Source organism: Cytobacillus sp. BC1816 (genome assembly GCF_051353635.1).
Lineage (GTDB): Bacteria > Bacillota > Bacilli > Bacillales > Cytobacillaceae > Cytobacillus > Cytobacillus oceanisediminis_C.
Genome location: NZ_CP195611.1, coordinates 2590379 through 2605343 on the forward strand (window position 1 = coordinate 2590379; position 14965 = coordinate 2605343).

Genomic DNA, 14965 nt, shown 5'->3' on the forward strand with positions numbered 1-14965 from the left:
ATACAAATTTAATTGTTTGTATACAATAAGTCAATGTAAATTTCATAATTTTTCTGAAATTTCATAAGAAACCCTTATGCGATCATGTCATGTTATAAATATTCAGAATATTTGTTGTAATATTATTACTGTTTGTATACAATACAGTTGAGGTGTTGTTATGGATGCATACGAATTTATTAGAGATGCGATTATTGAAGGGAAATTTGTCCCTGGCATGCGGCTTGCTGAGGAATCATTAGCTAAAGAGATGAATCTTAGCCGCACTCCTATTAGAGAGGCAATTAAACAGCTTGAAGCAGAAGGCCTCGTTATTCCATTAAAGCGCGGTGTCAGCGTAAGGCATTTTACAAAAGATGATATAAGGCAAATCTATGACCTGCGAACTCTTCTGGAAGGGTACGCTGCCAGTCAGGCGGCGATCCACAGGTCAGAAAATGACCTGCTGGAAATGGAAAAAGCCAATATTTTATATGAAGAAGCCATTAGCAGGTATGTGGAATCTGATATGGAAAGCCTGAAAGATATTGTTCAGGTAAACCAGAAGTTTCATGAAACGATAGTGAATGCTTCAAAAAATGAGCATATTCATTTCCACATATCAAAGGTTGTCGTAGTTCCAATCGTGTTCAGGTCCTTCTATTGGTATAACAGCTTTCAGCTTAAACAATCCCTTGAGGTACATAAAACCATTTTGGAAGCTATTAAAAATCGTGAGCCAGAACGAGCCCGCATTGCTATGCATGAGCATATTTATCAAGGCCGTGATCATGTTTTGAAACACCTGGAGCAAATTAAAAATATTCATCTGCTGAAGGAGGAAGTAAAATGATTGAAATTTGTGAAGTTGGTCCGCGTGATGGTTTGCAAAATGAGTCTAAAATTGTTCAAACCGAAACAAAAGTTGAATTGATTACTAGATTAATTGACTCCGGCATCCGCAATATAGAAGCTGTATCTTTTGTCAATCCAAAGGTTGTTCCTCCCATGGCTGATGCAGAGCAAGTTTTGAAATCGCTTCCTAAAAGAAATGGCGTCCGGTTCGGCGGACTGGTTTTAAGCCGCTCTGGTCTTGATCGCGCACTCAAGACCGATGTGGATTTTCTTCATGTAGTTACAACAACAAGTGATTCATTCAATTTACGGAATGTAAAAAGGACTGTTGAGCAGGCTGTTGGTGAGCTCACTTTAGTGATTAAAGAAGGAGCTGCATCAGGAAAAGGTGTGGCTGGGGTACTAGGAACTGCATTCGGCTGCCCTTTTGAAGGTAATGTTCCTTTCGAAAACGTGCTTAAAGTGGCAGAGCGATTTATGGAAGCCGGCTGTTCGGAAATCACCCTGGCTGATACAACGGGTATGGCCAATCCCACTCAGGTCCAAAAAATAGTAGAGTCATTTTTTGATGCCTTTGGAAAGGAACTTTCGCTTGGCCTCCATTTCCATAACACACGCGGTTTGGGACTGGCAAATGTTTTGGCGGGATATCAGGCGGGTGTCCGCCGTTTTGATTCCTCCATCGCCGGACTTGGCGGTTGTCCATTTGCTCCGAAAGCAGTCGGAAATGTTTGTACAGAAGATATGATCAATATGTTCCACGGCATGGGTGTGAATACGGGGACAGACCTTCCTGCTGTACTGGAAACAGCAAAGTGGATGGAAACAGTGATGGAACGGCCGCTGGATGGAATGTTGATGAAGGCTGGAATAGCTTAATTGCGGGAAAAGCCATCTAGGGAGGTGGCTTTTTTTGTGCTGTAGCGGCCGTAAATGGTCGTCGTAAAAATTTATTTGCTGGTTTTACTGATTTGTTTGCTGAATTTTAGATTTGTTTGCTAGTTTGGTGTTTTTATTTGCAAATTTTTATATTTATTTGCAAGTTTAATGTTTTTATTTTCAAAGTTCACAATTAGTATCAAGGTTTTATATAATACCTATTCTTCTTTTCACCACCTTGCTGAAGATTCATCTGGCCAAGTAATCTTGAGGCAGAAAAAACAGATGCTAAATGGGTAAACCTGCGAAATTCAGCATTTGTAATAGACGGTTTAATCAGATAAAAATAATCCACTACGGCTTGATGATGTGCCGTATCAGAAGTGGTTTTACATACTGGACATCTCCACTGTCCCCAATGGTAAATCATTGGCAGTGAACCACATTTGGGACAATGTACACCAGTAAGTAATGTATCTGGATTAATTTTTAAATATTTCATTACATCAATTTCATGCTCGACATGTTTTTTCAAAAGTGTATGACTTATTTTTTTTATTTGTTTTTCATTTAATCTTTTAATAGAATTATATTTTTTAATGGAATTAAGGTTACTTAATAATCGGTGGGCATGCATAACTTTTTTTGAGGTTTGTTTAGATGGAGATTTGATGATGGTGGAATGACTGCTGATAATGACGGCAAATTCTATGGGGATATCCGGGAAACCATTTGCAGCCAGCCACTTTTTTAATTGCCGGCTTTGGTGTTCAGCCTGGGAAATCGGGTCGTGGAAAGCTTCCTCCTTATCGTTATGGATTCGTATAACCTGGTGGAATTCGGGTTCAAAGATGATGGTTCCGTTCCAGTTTTTCACCTCAAGGATCATGGCGAATGATTTCGTTAGGAGCAAGGTATCTATCTGGAAAAATTGACTTCCATTTGAAAGCCGGAGGCAATGGTAAATACAACACTCCTTTTCGTCCAAAAAACTCAAATAATAATCCAGCTTTTGTTCCCCTAAATATCCGGCTCTGCGTTTGTTCAATTCAGATACTGCCCTGTCCCTCCCCGGCTCCATTTCAGGCATGCGCCTTATTAAGGCTTCCAGCTTTGTTATGAAATCGGATACCTTTCGTTCTTTTTTTATCAAACTAAATCACTTCTCTCCTTTTATTTTAAAAAGAGTTCAGGTTTTCACCTGAACTCTTTTTACTACAGTTTAAATCTGCTGATTAACCCTTTCAAATCCTCTGCCATGCTCGTAAGCTGGTCAGCAGAGAGTGATATTTCCTCCATTGATGCAGCCTGTTCTTCCGTTGAAGCCAGTACACTTTGTGTACCCATGGCAGATTCATTTGCCACATGGGATATCTCGTCCATGGATTGAACCATTTGCTGCGAACCGACAGACATTTGCTGAATGGCTGAAGCGACTTCCTCCATTTGATTCGTCACTGTGCTGACAGACTGCTGGATTTGTTTGAAAGATTCGCCTGCATCCTTCATAACTTCCATTCCTTCGGTTACTTCATGATTAACCGTATCCATTGTCTGGACAACCTGAGTGGTTTCTTCCTGGATTTTTGATATCAGCTGGCTGATTTGCAGGGTGGATTCTGCAGATTTTTCAGCGAGGTTTCTAACCTCGTTTGCTACAACGGCAAAGCCTTTTCCCTGCTCTCCTGCTCGGGCCGCTTCAATGGCAGCATTTAATGCCAGAAGATTTGTTTGAGCGGCAATGCCTGTAATTACTTCGATAATCTTTCCGATCTCCTGCGAACGCTGGCCAAGACCTTTTACCACTTTGGATAAATCCTGCACATTCACATGAATAGAGTTCATTTGGCATCCTGCTGTTGAAATGGATGCAGAACCATGATTTGCTTTTTCCAGTGAATCGTTGATTTGCTCTGTAACCTGTTCTGAGTTTGCCGCAGCCTGTGTCAGGCTTTCGGACATCTGCATAATGACATTGGAGGCAGTTCCGACTCCCTTGACCTGATTATCGGCACCTGCTGCTACTTCTTCAATGACGTCAGCAATGTGGCTTGTTGCCATATTTGTCTGCTGGGCACCTGATGACAGCTGCTGTGCATATTGTGTGACTTCGTTCGAAGCCAAAACCACTTTATTCAGAACTTCCTGCCAGGCAGATGCAGTATGATTCAGAGCTGAAGCAATTGAACCCAGCTGTCCTACTGATTTTTCGTCAAGTCTTGTGGACATATTTCCATCTGCGAGTTCATCGATAAAGGCATTAATTTTGCCGATGGGTGCAATAAACTTTCGGTAGTTCATAAATGCTGATAATATTCCGGCAAGCGAACCGAGAATCACAATAAAAGCAATGGTGATCCAAAACGCACTTCCTTTCAATCCGTTACCAACGCAAACTGCAACGCTTATGATCAATACAGTAGGGATAATGACAATTAAAGTACGGAGCATATAGCTAAGTTGACTCATGAGACGGAACCCCTTTTTCTATCATTTATTATTATAAAAAATCAATTTACAAATTCCTCCTCAAATATCTTCTTTTACCACCTGACAATTTGATTATAGTGGATTAAAGGAAAATATATCAATATATTTCGTAGGATTATTTTTAAAATAATTTAAATAGTTTGTCATCTTTCGGCAAATAGAAATGCCAGCCTTCCAAGAAGCTGGCATTAAAAATCTATTCAGCTGCAGCAGTCCTTCTCTCTTTTTTAGCCATGGACAAAACTGCAGTGCCAAAAGCAATAATAATAAAAACACTCCCTGCTGGTGCATTATATTCTACTGAGGTGGTCTCGATCATGATGCCGCCGATCATGCTGCCAAATGCCATTCCCATGTGAACTGCTGAATTGTTCAATGTTTGCTGGATATCAGAAGTTTCCGGTGTCACTTCAATTAAATAGCTGTGTATGGCTGGTGTGACCGCCCAGCTGAGCATACTCCAAATGACTACGGTGATCAGGAAAACGGGCAGAGAAAAAGCGGCGAACGGCAATGAGACAAGGGTAATCCCAAACATGGCAAGAAGAGTCAAAATGACAGATTTTGCACCAAAACGGTCAGCCAGGAGACCGCCGATTCCTCCTCCGATGACAGCTGCAATTCCGAAAATCAGGTAAACAATGCTGACCCAGCTGCCGTCAAGCCCCATTTTAATCTTGAGGAATGGAGTAAGATAACCGTAAAAAGTTAAATGGCCAGTCATTAACAGGAACGATGTTATCTGTGTTAGAGCAATTTTGCGGCTTTTCAGGGTTTTTAGCTGGATGCCTATAGGAACAGCGGGCTTTGGAGAAACTTTTCCCATAAAGAAATAAACGCCTGCTATTGATATGACTGTCAGTACAGATATGAGTACAAACGGAGCGCGCCAGCCAAAAACATTTCCAAGCATTAATCCAATGGGCACACCCAGCACAAGGGAGGCACTGATCCCCATAAAGACGATGCCGATGGCACGTGCACGATATTCTTCCGTGACGATGTAGGATGCCATTGTCATACATAATGCGATAAGCAGCGAGCCGCTTGCTGCCGCTAAAACTCTGCCAACTAATAATACACTGTAAAGCGGGCTAAATACGGCAACAATATTACCGGCCAAAAATACAGCCAATGATATCATCATTAAACGGCTGCGTTCCATTTTAACCGTAAGCGTAAGCAGGACGGGCGCGGCAATAGCAAAGGCGAGCGAGAAAACTGTAATTAACAGACCTGCCTGCCCCAAACTGACACCAAGATCTGAAGCTACAAGATCCAGCAGCCCGCCTATAATCAATTCCACCATTCCAACAACAAACGATATGATTGCTAATAAATAGATGCGTTTATCCAAGCTGAACTTCCTCTCTAGTATCAAGCTGTTCTTTAAAATTTTTATAAAATAACATCTTAACATACCAAATAGATTAAGCTCAAAGGATAGAATAATCGAAAAATAATAAATGCTGCTTTGTAAATATATTTTCTTTTTAGGGATAACATAAAAATACCTTACTAAAACAACTTCCATAAATTACATGTTTGAATATAACAATTAAATAGGAATGTAAATAACAAATACTATAAAGGAGTTGATTCATTTGTTGGACAATCAAGCAAAGAAAGAGTGCAGTTTATCCCCTCTAACATCACCTGCTGTTGACGAAATACAGCCTGCCGGTACAACTCCTGCTGACACAAATGCCATAAAAAGCAATGAACCTGAATTTGATCTTTCTGGAACAGTATTAAATGACTATAATTAAATGACAATCCCTGCGGGTCTCCTGCAGGGATTTTTTATGGCAAGTTTGTCCGATTCACAGCATAAGCATGTAGTATTCCTTGTGTTTAACTTGGAAAATAACCAAATGGAGCAGGATTTATGATTTATTTGTTAGTGGTTATTTTCATTATTGTTCTTGTCATGCCTTTTCTTTCCGAGTTCGTAGAAAAAAATCTGGAGATGTTTTTATTTGTAATGGGGCTTTCAGCTGCACTGGCAAGCGGAGTTCTGAATGGCGGACTTTTTGTAAAAGCAGCACAGGAACCTGTAAAAATTACTCTTGCTGTCTTTTTTGCTGGACTGCTGTTTAAATGGTTTCAGGCAAATTTGGAAAGAAGCATCCTATCCGTAAGCCGGATTATGCCTTTTCGTTTATTTGCAGCTTTGATTGTCATTTTTCTTGGGTTAATTTCAAGTGTGATTACAGCTATTATCGCTGCGTTAGTTCTTGTATTGGTCGTCAGTGCCCTTCGGCTGGACAGAAGCTCTGAAATCAGGCTGACAGTACTAGCCTGTTTTTCGATTGGACTGGGTGCAGCATTGACGCCGATTGGCGAGCCGCTTTCCACCATTGCAATCAGTAAAATGAAAGAAGACTTCTTCTTTTTGATGGAACTGGTTGGACCGCAAATCACCATTGCCCTGCTATTTTTCGGAATAATGGCCGCACTTGCTGTTAAGCCTCCTGTTTCCGGGAAAGCATCCTTTACTAAAAAACCTGACAGTGAAAACTATGAAGAAATTTTTGTCAGGGCTTTGAAAATATATTTCTTTGTCATGGGCCTGACGATGCTTGGGGCCGGTTTTGAACCGTTAATCAACCACTTTTTAATAGGGTTAAATCCACTTTTATTATATTGGATTAATATGATTTCTGCTGTACTGGACAATGCAACACTTGCAGCTGCAGAAATAAGCCCATCAATGGACCATTTTACGGTTCAATCCATCCTCCTTGGACTGCTGATTAGCGGAGGTATGCTTATTCCAGGGAATATTCCCAATATTATTGCTGCGGGTAAACTGCAGATTACGAGTAAAGAGTGGGCAGTATTCGGTGTTCCTTTTGGGTTAATCACGATGATTGGATATTTTGTGCTGATTTTGGTAACGGGAAATTGAAAGGGGTTTGAGGCCCTTTTCAATTTCCTTTCAATTTTATTAACATAATATTATTAACGTATATCCAATAATATTTTCCCGGTACTCATCCTGCTTTCGATCAGCTTATGAGCTTCTGCTGCTTCTACCAAAGGAAACCTGTGCCCTATTCTAATGTTCAGTTTCTTTTCTTTTAAGAACTGCATGACTTTTTGTGCTGTTTCCCTGAGTGATTCCGGACGCTTCTTTCTTGTTGTGCTGAGACTGTAGCCTAAAGCCGAACGGCAGCTCTTATGCAGGTCATTCGATTTAATGATTCCGGGTTCACCGCTCGAATTGCCGAATTGGATTAGCCGGCCATAGTCAGCCAGACAACGGAAACTTTTCTGCGTTATGCTTCCGGCAAGGGAATCCAGGATAATATCCGCACCTTTTCCGCCGGTTATTTCAGCTACCTTTTCTATAAAATCATTCTGCTCGTATACAATGACATGATCAGAACCTGCTTCCAAAGCAGCAGGGACTTTCATTTCACTGCCAACAGTTCCAATAACAAGACCTGCTCCTAATATCTTTGCCATTTGGACTGCAGTAGTGCCTACCCCGCCAGCTGCTGAATGAACCAGAACGGTTTCCCCATTTTGGATTCCTCCAATATCTGCAAGCAATTTATAAGATAAAAAAGAAACAGTCAGGGATGCTGCAGCTATATCCAACTCAACTTCCCCCGGCACTGCAAATGTCAGGTTTTCATCGGCTGCAGCGTACTCACCATAAGATCCTTCAGAAGGGAACGCTGCAACGCGATCACCAATATTAAAATTTGTAATTTCACTCCCAATTTCCACTACTACTCCTGCTGCATCAAGACCGGGAATAAACGGAAATAGGCCAGTTCCTCCCTGTCCAATTCTCGCTTTCACATCCGCAAAATTGACGCTTGCTTTTTCCACTTTAATTAATACTTGATCCTGCTTTATTTTTGGAATTTCCATTTCTGTGTAAGTCAATACGTCCGGGTTACCGTATTGTGTTACTGCAATTGCTTTCATTTGATTGGCCTCCATTTAAGTAATCCTTTACCATATTCGATATTTGGGGCGGATAAGCCTCTTTTTGCTATGGATGACAACTCGAATTAAAGCTATAAAAAAGAAGCCGCATAATGCAGCCTCTCATTATATTGACCCACTCATTTTCATACTGGCAGCAATGTTCCTCGCTGTTCTTTCCATATATATTGCTGCCTTCCCCAAAGCTTCCGGTAGAGTTACAACACCTGGGACAATGCTGAATAGAGCATCAATACCGTGTTCATGCACAATATCGCTGTCGTCTGATAAAGAACCTGCAAGACCGATTACCGGTATCCCATGTTTCTTAGCTGCTCTAGCCACACCAATTGGCGTTTTTCCATATATGGTTTGGCTGTCAATTTTTCCTTCTCCAGTAATGACAAGGTCCGCATCCTTTACCTCATTTTCAAAGTCTACGGCATGAAGGACGATTTCAATCCCTTTTTTTAAGTCGGCATTTAAAAGGGCAAGGAGACTTCCGCCTATTCCTCCGGCAGCGCCTGCCCCCTCAATATGGCGGAACGGTATGCCGAGGGCGTTTTCGACCACATCTGCGAAATGCCCTAAATTCTGATCCAGCAGCTGTACCATTTCTGGTGTCGCTCCTTTTTGAGGGCCAAAGATCGCGGAGGCTCCTTTTGGACCGGTCAATGGGTTATCAACGTCACAGGCGACTTCAATGTGAACATTTCCAAGTCTTGAATCAAGACCTGACATGTCTATTGCTGCCAGCTGCGCAAGCGACCCTCCGCCTTGTCCGATTTCACTGCCGGTTTTGTCAAGAAGTTTACCGCCTAAGGCTTGAATCATCCCTGCTCCTGCATCATTTGTAGCACTTCCGCCAATTCCAATAATAATGTGCTGGACTCCTATGTCCAATGCGGCTGCGATTAACTCTCCTGTTCCCCTGGTTGAAGTGATTAAGGGGTTTCGTTTTTCTGAAGGAACCAAATGCAAGCCTGAAGCAGCTGCCATTTCAATGACTGCTGTCTTTCCATCCCCCATTAATCCAAAGAATGCCATAACTGGTTCCCCGAGCGGTCCTGTAACAGTTCGCCCTATGATCGAGCCTTCCGTTGCATCCACAAGCGATTGAACTGTTCCCTCTCCGCCGTCAGCCATCGGCATTTTTTTATAATCTGCTTCGGGGAAAATACATTTAAAACCTCTTTCAATGGCATTCGCAGCCTCAAGTGCTGATAAACTTTCCTTAAATGAATCCGGGGCAATCACAATTTTCATATTTGATCCTCTCCCTTTCTATTAGCCAAAAAGCTTAAAGACTCCAAATATAAGTGTAGAAATGACTGCAAGAGTTAAACCGATAAGCGATTCATATGGCATCAGCTTCAAGCGTTCTTTAATATCCATATTGACACTTCCTGCCGTTGCGTGGAAAAAGCTTCCGTGCGGCAAATGATCCAGTACGGTTGCTCCGGCATGGATCATGGCAGCGCCTGCAAGCGCTGATACTCCCAATCCTAAAATTGTACTGCCAAACACACCGCTTGCCACTGCTGTGCCTGCAGTTGTGGATGCTGTAGCAGCTGACATAAAAATACCAGAGACAGGGGCAAGCAGATAGGCTGGAAGACCTGATGAGGTTAATCCATTAATGATCACATCTTTTAAGCTTGAGTTTGCTATGATTCCAGCCAGGGTTCCTGTTCCAAGAAGCATAATGGCAACGCCTGACATTTTATTTAAGCCGGAAATAGCATACTCATTGATTTTCCTTGTCTTCTTCATCGCGACGGCCCCGATAATTCCCCCGGCTGGAAGTGCCACCATCGGATCAATATTAATATCAAATAATGGGCGAAGCGCCAATAAAATAATGGTAAACAGCGGCGCAATCATAGCAGTTATAAATAATGGAAGCTTTGTATGGCTGTTCACTTCCAGTTCGCCATCTGAGATAGCTGAACCCTTATTTACAAGTTTCTTTGCTATGAAATACGTAACAGCAAGTCCGAATAAGGCCGGGATGACTCCAGCAGCCATAACTGAAGTAAGCGGAACACCGAATGCGTCAGATGCTGCAATGGCATTTGGATTAGGTGACATGATATTCCCTGCTTTCCCTCCGCCAATCATCGCCAGCAAAATAGCAGTTTTGGAAAGTTTTGCCCGTTTCGCGATAGCTAAGGCAATAGGTGATACGGTAATGACTGCCACATCAACAAATACACCGACCGTTGTCAGGATCATTGTTGCCACAGCTAATGCTAGAAGCGCCCGGGTTTCTCCCAGTTTTTTTACTATTGTTTCAGCAATCGAGGAAGCTGCGCCAGATTCAATCAGGACACCTGCCAATATGCCGGCAGCCAGAATTCTAAGCACCGCCGGTATGATGCCTTTGGCTCCCTCCATCATTAAATTAACAGTGCTTGCAATATCTGCTCCTCCGACTAAGCCGCCTATTAAGGCACCTGCTACCATTCCATAAGCCGGCGGAACTTTTTTCAAGATTAATAATATGGCAATGACTAAGGCTGTTATTGCTCCTAAAGCGCTTACAGTTACATCCACATTTAGCCCTCCCAAGATGATTTAATTATGAATCTATTGTAAGCGTTTGCCTTTCATATTACATCGTGAATGATGATGAAAAAAACGAATAGATCTCTCTGTTAATTGTGCAATTGCACAATTACTGTAAGTCGTTTACTAATTTTGCCACGTAAAGTTCGAATAGCATCTTCACATTACGGGGATCTTTTCCAGTAAGTTCTGTTATCTTATCCAGTCGGTATCTAAGGGTATTGCGGTGGATAAATAGGTGATCCGCTATTTTGCCAAGATCTCCCCCTTCATTTATGAAAACATCAAGCGTATGTGCCAGTTCCCCTTTTTTATCCTGAACAAGGAGCCGGTCATAGAAAGAAAATGTAAGTTCTTCCTTTTGGGCGAGCATGGATAGCATAATTTCCAGCCAGTACGTTTCATAACTGTAATAATCTGCGTCACGATGAATCTTTGGGCCAAGGACAGTCAGCTGCTGCGCATGCCGATAGGAGGAGTTCAAGCCGCTTATGTTCTCCGATCTCTTTCCAATAGCAACTGCCGCTTGCCTCTTTGAAAGGCCGGCAATCCTTTTTAATGCAGCGATTTGTTCTGTGGGCTCTCCTGCTTTTAATATGACAATTTCATTATTGAACGTAACCCCTGTTAAATCCTGTTTTCCCAATTCAAAGTGGATGTCATTGATAAGTTTTTGATTCTTGGTTCCGAGGTCTTCGTGCAGCTTGACCACAATCACAGTTCTCGGGATTTTCATGTCATACCCCAGGAAGCCGGCCCTCTCTTCTAACCATGCTTCATTTATTGGTTCTTCAGAAATTAAGAGATTCACTATCTCACTTTGGAGCCGCTGCTTCCATTGTACTCTCTCCAAAAGAAACGATTGCTCCAAAACCAGTTCTGCTGCCATTTTAACAAGCTCTGCGAAATTCCTGATTTGCCCGGGTTCCCCCGTTATACCTACTACACCAATAATTTGATTATGAAAACGGATGGGCAGATTGATTCCAGGCTTGGCCCCTTTAAGCTCTGCGGCACTTCTTTCATCAATCTCCACACTTTCACCTTTTTTAAGGACCAGCAGAGCTCCATCATGAACCTGATTGATCCTTTCCTTTTCACCTGAACCGATAATAACGCCTTCTTCGTTCATAACATTTATGTTTTTGTTCAGGATTTTCATTGTCCGCTCCACTATTCCCTGAGCGAGTTCATAAGATAAAAAATGCACATTCCCCGCCGCCTTCCTGCTTCGTTACTATCAATGTACCATAGTAGATTTGCACAATAAATAAACAAAATAAAAAACCGTGTGCCAGGACACGGCTGAAGGAGTTGATTATTTTAACGAGGACAAATATGCCCATTTACTTTCCCGCTCATCCTCAGACAGGCGATAGCGGTCATCCAGCAATTCGGCTAGTAGCTCATTTTTCTCAGCTGAATGGATAGAAAGTTTTTTAATATATTCACGGCATTTTGCCAGAAATTCTGAATATCCCGTCCAGCTTTCATCAAACTGTTCATCCAGCTGTTTTTTTAGCATTCGCGTCAGCTTGGGGCTTGCGCCATTCGAGGTGACAGCGATTTGCAGCGGTCCGCGCCTTACAGCTGCCGGAAAGATTGCATTTCCTTCTCCTGCTTCATCGACAACACAGACAAGCTGATATAAATCAAGCGACTTCGCCAGCTGCTGGTTGGTTTCACGAATATTTGTGGCCAGAATCGATAAAAAAGCATCTTTAAAATCCTCAGGCTGTGCTTCCCGCTGAATGAGCTCATATCCTCTTTGATGGGCAAGACGAATGATATCGTCAGTAAAATCAGGAGCAATCAAAGTGATATGGGCCTGTTCTCCATCAAGGGTTTTTGCTTTTCGAAAGGCAATTCTGCCGCCGCCTGCAATAACGATCTTCTTGTTAGTTAAATTAATGAATAACGGCTGCATTCACATTCACCTCTCCATTCGCTTTTTCAGCGACTAGATTCTGGATGGCCACATGTTTTCCTAATGTATCAGTTAGGTTCACAGAGAATCCTGCTTTTATTTTCTTATTGACCTCTCTTACTACCTCACTTAGTAAAAGCCCCGAGAATAATAGATAAGGAATTACGATGACCCTCCCGCTGGCCTCATTGCAAATGGAATCAAGTCCAGCCCTGAAGGACGGCGCAGCAGCTGCCAAATAGCAGACTTGCACATTCCTTATACCAAGCCGCCGGCTGATTCCCCCTTTGATTGAGTCAAAGGATTTAAGAATTGAAGGGTCACTGCTTCCTCTTCCCACAATTAAAAGCGAATCAGTTGAAGAGATTGGCTGTGCTTCATTTGCCGCAAGCTCTGCAATTGCGTCAAGAATGCTGTCCTGGACTCCAAACGGATCCGCCATCCTTACAGGTATGGCAGGATACTTTTTTATTAAAGGGGCAACCGCTTCAGGGATATCCTCCTTTATATGACCCGCTGCCAGCAAAAATAGAGGAACAATCACAATTTCTGCTGCTCCCTCATGAACACAGTATTCAAATCCAGTCTCAATGTCTGGCTCTGTTAATTCAAGGAAACAAAGCTTTTGTATAGGAGCGTCTACCTTTTTCATGACACTCCGTATAAAAAGAGTTGCTTCGGCAGCGCCTTTTTTAGAACGTGTGCCATGGCAGATGTATAGGACAGCTTTCATTTGGCGGCTCCTTTCCTTGATGGACTTCCTTCATTCTGCTTAATTGTAATCTAACCATGCACCACAGGCAGATGAGGCGCAATTTCCTCTTCGAACCAGTTAATTTTGTGATGCATTTTTACAACTTCCCCAATGACAATCATGCTTGGATTCGAAATTTTAGCTTCTTTCACTTTGTTCTCAATATTAGCAAGCGTGCCCGTAACTGTCCGCTGTTCTGAAAGAGTTCCCCAGTGTATGAGAGCGATTGGTGTTTGAGTGGATTTTCCATTATGAATGAGATTTTTCACAATATTAGGCAAGTGGGAAACACCCATATACACACAAATCGTGTCAACTGCATGTGCAAGGTGGGCCCACTGGTGTTCGGCTTCTTGGTTTCCGGCTTGATGTCCGGTGACAAAAGCAAAGCTTTTGCTTAAGGTACGGTGTGTTACAGGGATCCCAGCATAAGCAGATGCCGCGATTCCTGCAGTGACTCCAGGCACTATTTCAAATGGCACATCATTATTGGCACACTCCTCTGCCTCTTCCCCGCCCCTGCCGAAAACAAATGGATCGCCGCCTTTTAGCCGGCAAACCTGCAAACCTTTTTTTGCATATTTCACAAGCAAATGATTAATGGTTTCCTGCTTCATGACGTGATGATTGGGAAGCTTGCCGCAATACACCAGCTGTGCTTCTTTTTTTGCATGATTTAACAGTTCCCGGTTCACGAGACGATCATATAGAACGACATCTGCCTCCTGCAGGCAGCGCATTCCTTTAACAGTCATAAGTTCCGGATCTCCCGGGCCGGCACCTACTAAAAAAACTTTTCCCGTCATTCTCATGACCGCCTTTCTGTAATGCCTTTTAATATATGCATTTTAACGCTTTTCCTAAGCTAATAATCTAATTGTTTTCTATAATACCATTTTTCAGGGTGAAATAGTAGGAATTATTTTTTCAGAAAAGGAGTCTCCTATTAAAAAGAGACTCCCGGTTTTTTATAGGATATTCTTTTCACGCAAATGTGTTAATATCTGCCCGACTGCTTCATCTACTGTATACTGGTCAGATCGAACCGTGATTTCTGGGTTTTCTGGTGCTTCATACGGGGAATCGATTCCTGTAAAATCTTTAATTTCCCCGCGCCGGGCTTTGGCATATAATTTCTTTGGATCCCGCCGTTCACATTCTTCGAGCGGACAGTCGATGAAGACTTCAATAAATTCTCCTTCTTCAAACAGCGCCCTAACCGTTTCTCTGTCCGACCGGAATGGAGAGATAAAGGCAGTTGTGACAATCTTCCCGCTGTCCACAAACAGCTTTGCAACTTCCCCAATGCGCCTGATATTTTCATTTCTGTCTGCTTCTGAAAAGCCAAGATCTTTATTTAATCCGTGTCTGACATTGTCGCCGTCCAGTACATATTCATTGATGCCCTGGCGAAACAGTTCGTGGGATACAGCATTTGCAATGGTTGATTTGCCTGAGCCTGATAGGCCGGTAAACCAAAGGACCACACTTCCATGGCCGTTCTGTGCCCGTCTGTCTTCCTTTGTAATTGCAGCGTCATGCCAGGTGATATTTGTTGCCTTTGTCATTAT

At 42.5% G+C, this 14965-nt stretch carries 15 protein-coding genes; 4 read left to right on the forward strand and 11 right to left on the reverse strand.

From position 1 onward, the window contains the following. Positions 1 to 160 precede the first annotated feature (160 nt). Together ACR42H_RS13320 and ACR42H_RS13325 are read left to right on the forward strand one after the other, a co-directional pair. The gene (locus tag ACR42H_RS13320; RefSeq protein WP_436376688.1) at positions 161 to 832 is read left to right on the forward strand and encodes a GntR family transcriptional regulator; all 672 of its coding nucleotides are present in this window, start codon (positions 161 to 163) and stop codon (positions 830 to 832) included. Continuing rightward, a complete protein-coding gene (locus ACR42H_RS13325; RefSeq protein WP_113881040.1) occupies positions 829 to 1713 on the forward strand; it encodes a hydroxymethylglutaryl-CoA lyase in 885 nt (294 codons plus the stop codon). Before ACR42H_RS13320 ends, ACR42H_RS13325 begins: the two co-directional genes overlap by 4 nt. Before the next feature lie 199 nt (positions 1714 to 1912). Here the strand turns inward: ACR42H_RS13325 and ACR42H_RS13330 are convergent, their stop codons facing one another. The 3 genes from ACR42H_RS13330 to ACR42H_RS13340 form a co-directional block, all read right to left on the reverse strand. Further along, positions 1913 to 2866, reverse strand: a complete 954-nt coding sequence (locus ACR42H_RS13330; RefSeq protein WP_436376690.1) for a nuclease-related domain-containing protein — start codon at positions 2864 to 2866, stop codon at positions 1913 to 1915. A gap of 62 nt (positions 2867 to 2928) precedes the next feature. Beyond that, positions 2929 to 4182 (reverse strand): methyl-accepting chemotaxis protein, encoded by a 1254-nt coding sequence (locus ACR42H_RS13335; RefSeq protein ID WP_113881043.1) that lies wholly within the window; start codon positions 4180 to 4182, stop codon positions 2929 to 2931. 217 nt (positions 4183 to 4399) lie between these two features. After that, positions 4400 to 5560 carry an MFS transporter gene (locus ACR42H_RS13340; RefSeq protein WP_436376692.1) on the reverse strand — a complete coding sequence of 387 codons (1161 nt, stop codon included), beginning with the start codon at positions 5558 to 5560 and terminating at the stop codon, positions 4400 to 4402. 247 nt (positions 5561 to 5807) lie between these two features. Between ACR42H_RS13340 and ACR42H_RS13345 the strand changes: the two genes are divergently transcribed. Together ACR42H_RS13345 and ACR42H_RS13350 are read left to right on the forward strand one after the other, a co-directional pair. Continuing rightward, a complete protein-coding gene (locus ACR42H_RS13345) occupies positions 5808 to 5972 on the forward strand; it encodes a hypothetical protein (RefSeq protein ID WP_166672423.1) in 165 nt (54 codons plus the stop codon). Positions 5973 to 6091: 119 nt separating this feature from the next. Further along, positions 6092 to 7114, forward strand: coding sequence for a DUF1646 family protein (locus tag ACR42H_RS13350; RefSeq protein WP_436376694.1), 1023 nt, complete (start codon positions 6092 to 6094; stop codon positions 7112 to 7114). Between the two features lie 53 nt (positions 7115 to 7167). Here ACR42H_RS13350 and ACR42H_RS13355 read toward each other — a convergent pair whose 3' ends face one another. From ACR42H_RS13355 to cysC, 8 genes are all read right to left on the reverse strand, one after another. Continuing rightward, entirely contained in the window at positions 7168 to 8145 is a 978-nt protein-coding gene (locus ACR42H_RS13355; protein WP_436376696.1) for a quinone oxidoreductase family protein, read from the reverse strand. A gap of 126 nt (positions 8146 to 8271) precedes the next feature. After that, positions 8272 to 9411: a glycerate kinase gene (locus ACR42H_RS13360; protein ID WP_436376698.1), complete on the reverse strand. Its 1140-nt coding sequence runs from the start codon at positions 9409 to 9411 to the stop codon at positions 8272 to 8274. A gap of 21 nt (positions 9412 to 9432) precedes the next feature. Then, positions 9433 to 10701 carry a GntP family permease gene (locus tag ACR42H_RS13365; RefSeq protein ID WP_436376700.1) on the reverse strand — a complete coding sequence of 423 codons (1269 nt, stop codon included), beginning with the start codon at positions 10699 to 10701 and terminating at the stop codon, positions 9433 to 9435. A 121-nt stretch (positions 10702 to 10822) separates the two neighbouring features. Next, the gene (locus ACR42H_RS13370; protein WP_436376702.1) at positions 10823 to 11923 is read right to left on the reverse strand and encodes a CdaR family transcriptional regulator; all 1101 of its coding nucleotides are present in this window, start codon (positions 11921 to 11923) and stop codon (positions 10823 to 10825) included. A 108-nt stretch (positions 11924 to 12031) separates the two neighbouring features. Further along, complete coding sequence (locus tag ACR42H_RS13375; RefSeq protein ID WP_113881050.1) at positions 12032 to 12640, reverse strand: precorrin-2 dehydrogenase/sirohydrochlorin ferrochelatase family protein; 609 nt, start codon at positions 12638 to 12640, stop codon at positions 12032 to 12034. Then, positions 12621 to 13394, reverse strand: coding sequence for a sirohydrochlorin chelatase (locus tag ACR42H_RS13380; protein ID WP_436376919.1), 774 nt, complete (start codon positions 13392 to 13394; stop codon positions 12621 to 12623). Before ACR42H_RS13380 ends, ACR42H_RS13375 begins: the two co-directional genes overlap by 20 nt. 29 nt (positions 13395 to 13423) lie before the next feature. After that, a complete protein-coding gene (gene cobA / locus ACR42H_RS13385; protein ID WP_436376704.1) occupies positions 13424 to 14200 on the reverse strand; it encodes a uroporphyrinogen-III C-methyltransferase in 777 nt (258 codons plus the stop codon). Between the two features lie 162 nt (positions 14201 to 14362). After that, complete coding sequence (cysC, locus tag ACR42H_RS13390) at positions 14363 to 14962, reverse strand: adenylyl-sulfate kinase (protein WP_113881053.1); 600 nt, start codon at positions 14960 to 14962, stop codon at positions 14363 to 14365. Between the last annotated feature and the right edge of the window lie 3 nt (positions 14963 to 14965).

Coding starts and splice junctions, on each gene's coding strand:
- cobA (WP_436376704.1), bottom strand. CDS start 14,200: ATGACGGGAAAAGTTTTTTTAGTAGGTGCCGGCCCGGGAGATCCGGAA.
- ACR42H_RS13350 (WP_436376694.1), top strand. CDS start 6,092: ATGATTTATTTGTTAGTGGTTATTTTCATTATTGTTCTTGTCATGCCT.
- ACR42H_RS13335 (WP_113881043.1), bottom strand. CDS start 4,182: ATGAGTCAACTTAGCTATATGCTCCGTACTTTAATTGTCATTATCCCT.
- ACR42H_RS13325 (WP_113881040.1), top strand. CDS start 829: ATGATTGAAATTTGTGAAGTTGGTCCGCGTGATGGTTTGCAAAATGAG.
- cysC (WP_113881053.1), bottom strand. CDS start 14,962: ATGACAAAGGCAACAAATATCACCTGGCATGACGCTGCAATTACAAAG.
- ACR42H_RS13375 (WP_113881050.1), bottom strand. CDS start 12,640: ATGCAGCCGTTATTCATTAATTTAACTAACAAGAAGATCGTTATTGCA.
- ACR42H_RS13355 (WP_436376696.1), bottom strand. CDS start 8,145: ATGAAAGCAATTGCAGTAACACAATACGGTAACCCGGACGTATTGACT.
- ACR42H_RS13360 (WP_436376698.1), bottom strand. CDS start 9,411: ATGAAAATTGTGATTGCCCCGGATTCATTTAAGGAAAGTTTATCAGCA.
- ACR42H_RS13320 (WP_436376688.1), top strand. CDS start 161: ATGGATGCATACGAATTTATTAGAGATGCGATTATTGAAGGGAAATTT.